This is a genomic window from Mesorhizobium sp. M7A.F.Ca.CA.002.05.1.1 (genome assembly GCF_003998335.1).
Classification (GTDB): Bacteria; Pseudomonadota; Alphaproteobacteria; order Rhizobiales; family Rhizobiaceae; genus Mesorhizobium.
Genome location: NZ_RZQI01000405.1, coordinates 1 through 5,175 on the forward strand (window position 1 = coordinate 1; position 5,175 = coordinate 5,175).

The following is a 5,175-nucleotide window of genomic DNA, read 5'->3' on the forward strand; positions in this document are numbered from 1 at the left end:
AACCAGAAGCGGTCGGCTTTCAGGCCCTGCGAGGCATCGACGATGAACTCGATGGTGCCGGCGCCTGAATAATTGATCGCCTTGGCGGCCTTCACCGCCGCATCCGTCATCGCCTTGCGCAAAGCCTCGGTCATGCCGGGCGCGGGCGATTCCTCGATCACTTTCTGGTGGCGGCGCTGCGCCGAGCAGTCGCGTTCATAAAGGTGCACTGCATTGCCGAAATTGTCGCCGAACACCTGCACCTCGATATGGCGCGGCTTGTCGACATATTTTTCGACCAGCACGCGGTCGTCGCCGAAAGCGGCTTTCGCCTCGCGCCGCGCGCTGGACAGCGCCTCGGAAAATTCATCGGGATGCTCGACCCGGCGCATACCCTTGCCGCCGCCGCCGGCGCGCGCCTTGATCAGCACCGGGTAGCCGATCTCGCGTGCCTTGGACGCAAGCAGCACGATCTCCTGCGCCTCGCCATGATAGCCCGGCACGACCGGCACGCCGGCCTTTTCCATGAGCCGCTTGGCGGCGTCCTTCAGCCCCATGGCCCGGATCGAGGCCGCCGACGGGCCGATGAAAATCAGCCCCGCCGCCACCACCTGGTCGACGAAATCGGGATTTTCCGACAGGAAGCCGTAGCCGGGGTGAATGGCTTGTGCGCCCGTTGCCAGGGCCGCGGCGATGATCTTGTCACCGCGCAGATAGCTTTCGCCGACGGGCGAGAGGCCGATATGCACCGCCTCGTCGGCCATCTCGACATGCAGGGATCTCGCATCGGCATCCGAATAGACGGCGATAGTGCGCACACCCATCTTGCGCGCCGTCCGGATGACACGACAAGCGATCTCACCGCGATTGGCGATCAGGATCTTGGCGAACATGGAGCCTCCCGGTTTTGCCTCGGGCAGCGCCATTCTGGCAGGCGCCAGCCTATTTGGAGGCAGCGATCTCGCAGGCGCCGCCGGTCGTGACCTTGTAGTGGCCGCGGGTTGACTGACAGGATTTCATCGCCAACTCTTCGGCCCTCTTTTGAGATGGTGCGTTGAGGTGGCCGCCGCAAACTATGTACGACGACATTATCCGCGCGTAGGGAGTGGTTGCGTACGCTGAATGGCCACCGGCCGCGACATAGGCCTTGTAGGTCTTGGTGCAGGGATCCTTGGGATTTCGCGGCAGGTACGGCGGGAAACGCTTGTCTCCCTCGCTTCCAGTGAGTGAGCCGGCCATGCCCGCGCCGCACGCGGCGACCGTCAGCAATCCGGCCAATATCGCCATGGCTGTTCGCCTGGAATTCGTGGATTTCATCTTGTCTTACCCAACGAGAAAAACCGGGCGTTTTCCGGCCTATTTGGACGCGGCGATGCTGCAGGCGCCGGCAACGGTAACCTTGTATTTGCTTTTGCTGGCCTGACAGGATTTCAGTGCCAGTTCCGCAGCCGCCTTCTGCGACGATGCATTCAGCTTCACGCCGCAAACGAAGTACTCGGTCGCCGGAACGATTGGCGTCGCCGCGAAAGCCGAATGGCCTGCGGCTGCGAGATACGCTGCGTAAGCCTTCCCGCAGCCCCCGGTGGTTCCTATAGGAATGGTCACTGGGTAGCGCACGTCGCCCTTGCTGCCTGCCAGCGATCCGGCCATGGCGGCGGTGGGGGCCGCCACGATCAGCAAGCCTGCCACTATAGAGGTGGCTGCTCCTTTGCGGGTCCAGGATTTCATACTGCTTCCCCCATTCGCAAAAAAGTCTCGGCTGGTTGCTTATTTCGATGACGAGATTGCGCAGCCGCCACTCGCGGTCTTGAGCTTCCACCGTGTCAAGCCGGCTTGGCAATTGCGCAGCGCCGTCTCTTCCGCCGCCTTCTGGGACGGCGCGTTGAGCTTCGTCCCGCAGACAATGTAGAGGTCGACGACACGCGAATAAAAGGTTGTAGCGTAGGCCGAATGACCGCTCGCCGCGACATAACCCTTGTAGGCAACGTTGCATTCGCCCGAACCCAAGGTCGGCGGAAAACGCACGTCTCCCTTGCGTCCTGCGAGCGATTCCGCCGAGCCGGCGTCGGTCGCTGTTAATATTAGAAATACAGAAAGTATCGAAGCAGCCGTTCCCTGGCAATATTTCAGTTTCATTTTCAGCCCGTCCCCATTGCCCCATGCTGGATAAGCAGTAGCGAATATTTTGCCTCGCCGCCAGTTCACTGTTTGAGAATCGAAGCCGCTTATGCTGATGAATCGATTGGCCCATACAGTTCAGCCTTTTCGCACGGCAGCAACGGCCTGCCGCTATAGTTCCGCCGTTTGGCCGTCGAAGTTGACCGTCCATTCTCACATCCGAAACACGCCAAAGCGCGTGTCCTCGATTTCGGCGTTGAGCGCAGCGGACAGGCTGAGCGCCAGCACGTCGCGCGTCTTCGCAGGGTCGATAATGCCGTCGTCCCAGAGGCGTGCGGACGAATAGAGCGGATGGCCCTCATGCTCGTATTTCATCAGGATCGGCTTCTTGGATTTCGCCTCCTCCTCGGCGCTCCATTCCCCGCCCTTGCGCTCGATGCCTTCGCGCTTGACCATGGCAAGCACCGTTGCCGCCTGCTCGCCGCCCATCACCGAGATGCGGGCGTTCGGCCATATCCACAGGAAGCGCGGCGAATAGGCGCGGCCGCACATGCCGTAATTGCCGGCGCCGAACGAACCGCCGATGATGACAGTCATCTTCGGCACCCTGGCGGTGGCGACCGCCATCACCAGCTTGGCGCCGTCCTTGGCGATGCCGCCTGCTTCATATTTTCGACCGACCATGAAGCCGGTGATGTTCTGCAGGAAGACAAGCGGGATCTTACGCTGGCAGCACAGCTCGATGAAGTGCGCGCCCTTCACAGCGCTTTCGGAAAACAGCACGCCGTTGTTGGCGATCATGCCGACCGGCATGCCATGCAGATGGGCAAAGCCGGTGATCAGCGTGGTGCCGTAATTCTGCTTGAACTCGTCGAATTCGGAACCGTCGACGATGCGCGCGATCACCTCGCGGACGTCATAGGGCTGGCGCAGGTCGGTAGGCACGATGCCGTACAGTTCATCCGCGGGATGAAGCGGCGGAATCGATTTCTGTAAGTTCAGACTTACAGTCTTGTTCCGATTCAGGTTTTTGACGATGCGTCGGCAAATGGCGAGCGCATGGTCGTCGTCGAGTGCATAGTGGTCGGCAACACCGGAAAGCCGCGTGTGCACATCGGCGCCGCCGAGATCCTCGGCGCTGACGTCTTCACCAGTGGCCGCCTTCACCAGCGGCGGACCGCCGCTGTCGACGAGGTAGATGCAAGGCAGATTGTTCTGCAGCGCGATCTCCTGCGCCCGCAAATGCTTCTTCACGGTCAGCGGATAGTAGGTGCCGCCCTTCACCGTGGCGTCGTTGACGACGACCATGACTTCGGTGCCTTCGACGCGGCCGATGCCGGCGATCATGCCGGCCGAAGAGATCTCCTCGCCATACATCGACCATGCCGCGAACTGGCCGATCTCGAGGAAGGGCGAGCCGGTGTCGAGCAATTGCGCCAAGCGCTCCCGCGGCAACAGCTTGCCGCGCGAAACATGCCGTTCGCGCGCTTCCTCCGAGCCGCCGCGCTCGACGGCCGCCGCCTTCTCCGCAATGTCGGCGACCAGCGCCCGCATGCGCTCGGCATTGGCACGGAAGGTTTCGGAGGAGGGGGAGATCTGGGTTTGCAATGGAGCCATGTCCAACCCCTACATCTGCGCCAGGAGTTTGCCGTTGCGGCGTTCGAAAATCTTGTCGGACAGCAGATTGAAACCGTCCTTGAACGTAACGTCTATCATCTGCCTGGCCGCGCTTTGGGCTTGCGGATTGCCTGCATCGAAGACGAACAACTGGTCTCGGCGTGGCAGAGCGAACAAAACATCGCCAGGAAACTGTGGTTTGATTGACAACCAGAAATCGTCAAAAAGTATAAGGCTTGTGGACAACATAGTATTGCCGTCGACATAATACAGGCACGCTAACGCGGCTTCTCCGTCGGAAACAATTCTAGGAAGCCATTTCTTTACGTTGTCCAGCGCAACGACCCGCAAATCCGAAAGCGCCCGACCTGGGAAGTCTTTTGGTGCCACGGGTGACACCGAATCCGGAAGGTCGACCATATAGACAACCGAGATCTCACCAACCAGCGGTTCATACAACAAATCCAAACCCATCGATTTGAGGTGCTCGACATATTGCTGGGTCCGGATCACCGCGATGAGATTTTCTTCGCTCGCCTTGGTCGGTCGCGTTTCGGTGAGGCTTCGGACAAGTCTGTCTATAGCCGCATCAGCGTCCTCGTCGGGGTATGAGTTTAAGTAGCCGAACACGTTTGTGACGTCGGGCGTCACTTCCACGCCGCCGATTTTTGCACTGATCTTTGCGGGATCCGATGGGTCTACGATAGCGCTATCGACACCCGGCTGCCGTTTGAGTGCGGCGATTACGAGCCCTCTGAATTCCGCAATGTCAGAGAAGCGCCGCTTCTGCGCCTTGGCTTGTCCGAGAAAGCCCGCAATTGAGGAAAACAAAGCCATCGCAAATATTCCCCGCCTTGTGATTGGATGCGCCAATGAGAGGATCATCTATGGCCCTGCTTATCTCTCAATACTCGCAAAACTACAGCCTCCCACGAGATGGGTGTTTGACGTGTCAAGCAATCCGCAGTCCGGCACACTTGCATTCCCTTGCTAGGCATCACATCCCCTCGGCCATGATCTCGCGGCCGATCAGCCAGCGGCGGATTTCGCTTGTGCCGGCGCCGATCTCGTAGAGCTTGGCGTCGCGCAGCAGGCGGCCGGTCGGATAGTCGTTGATATAGCCATTGCCGCCAAGCAGCTGGATGGCGTCGAGGGCCATCAGCGTCGCCTTCTCGGCGGCAAACAGCACGCAGCCGGCGGCGTCCTTGCGTGTCGTCTGGCCGCGGTCGCAGGCGGCGGCAACGGCATAGACATAGGCGCGCGCGGCATTCATCACCGTGTACATGTCGGCCAGCTTGCCTTGCACCAGCTGGAACTCGCCGATCGCCTGGCCGAACTGCTTGCGCTCATGCACGTAGGGGATCGCCACGTCGAGGCATGCCGCCATCAGGCCGATCGGGCCGCCGGCAAGCACGGTGCGCTCATAGTCGAGGCCCGACATCAGCACCTCGACGCCACGGC

At 60.6% G+C, this 5,175-nt stretch carries 7 protein-coding genes; all 7 read right to left on the reverse strand.

Annotated elements, in window-relative coordinates:
- Positions 1 to 872: ATP-binding protein (locus EN939_RS19985; RefSeq protein ID WP_127269363.1), on the reverse strand; the 872-nt coding region annotated here is incomplete at its 3' end.
- A 49-nt stretch (positions 873 to 921) separates the two neighbouring features.
- Positions 922 to 1,266, reverse strand: coding sequence for a hypothetical protein (locus EN939_RS19990; protein WP_236382870.1), 345 nt, complete (start codon positions 1,264 to 1,266; stop codon positions 922 to 924).
- A gap of 69 nt (positions 1,267 to 1,335) precedes the next feature.
- Positions 1,336 to 1,707 (reverse strand): hypothetical protein, encoded by a 372-nt coding sequence (locus tag EN939_RS19995; RefSeq protein WP_127269364.1) that lies wholly within the window; start codon positions 1,705 to 1,707, stop codon positions 1,336 to 1,338.
- A 39-nt stretch (positions 1,708 to 1,746) separates the two neighbouring features.
- Positions 1,747 to 2,115: a hypothetical protein gene (locus EN939_RS20000; protein WP_127269365.1), complete on the reverse strand. Its 369-nt coding sequence runs from the start codon at positions 2,113 to 2,115 to the stop codon at positions 1,747 to 1,749.
- A gap of 195 nt (positions 2,116 to 2,310) precedes the next feature.
- Complete coding sequence (locus EN939_RS20005; RefSeq protein ID WP_127269366.1) at positions 2,311 to 3,714, reverse strand: carboxyl transferase domain-containing protein; 1,404 nt, start codon at positions 3,712 to 3,714, stop codon at positions 2,311 to 2,313.
- Positions 3,715 to 3,723: 9 nt separating this feature from the next.
- Entirely contained in the window at positions 3,724 to 4,551 is an 828-nt protein-coding gene (locus tag EN939_RS20010) for a DUF1444 family protein (protein WP_164748953.1), read from the reverse strand.
- A 160-nt stretch (positions 4,552 to 4,711) separates the two neighbouring features.
- The coding region (locus EN939_RS20015) for an acyl-CoA dehydrogenase family protein (RefSeq protein ID WP_272483103.1) at positions 4,712 to 5,175 on the reverse strand (464 nt) is incomplete at its 5' end.